The organism is Streptomyces sp. C (assembly GCF_000158895.1).
Lineage (GTDB): Bacteria > Actinomycetota > Actinomycetes > Streptomycetales > Streptomycetaceae > Streptomyces > Streptomyces racemochromogenes.
Window position 1 is genome coordinate 2,258,304 of record NZ_GG657750.1, and the last position, 483, is coordinate 2,258,786.

A 483-nucleotide genomic window follows, 5' to 3' on the forward strand; every position below is an offset into this window, starting at 1 on the left:
GCGCAGGGCCAGGGGCGGAGCCCCGGTCTTCCCAGCCCCGCCGGCGTTTGAGGCGCGGGGGTCCGGGGCGGAGCCCCGGGGAACGGGGGAAGGGCGGGTAGGGGACCGGCGCCGCAGGCCACCGGCCCCCGCCCGGCCAGGGATCAGGCCTCCGTGGCCGCCCGCAGGCTCATGGGGTAGATCTCCGAGCCGTCCTCGAAGAGGGTGACCCGCTCCGCGCCGCCGTCCAGCAGCTCCTTCCAGACCTCCCCGATCCAGGACTCCGCGTCCCCCTGCGTGGTGAACTCCTCCGGCTCCACCGCCGGGGCCACCTCACTGCCGTCGGCCGCCTCGAACCGCCACGTCCACGCCATGTCCGCCTCCGTTGTTCGTCCGCTGTTCGTCCGCGATCTCACGCTTCTCGCCATGAGTGTGCCCGCAGATCGGCCTCCGTTCCTCCCTGAAGGAGGAGATTCCCGCCACGATCACCGCGCGAGCACACCC

The 483-nt window shown here is 73.5% G+C and carries 1 protein-coding gene; it reads right to left on the reverse strand.

The features are described from left to right. Nucleotides 1-143: 143 nt before the first annotated feature. Complete coding sequence (locus SSNG_RS10005; RefSeq protein ID WP_042800824.1) at nt 144-353, reverse strand: hypothetical protein; 210 nt, start codon at nt 351-353, stop codon at nt 144-146. Between the last annotated feature and the right edge of the window lie 130 nt (nt 354-483).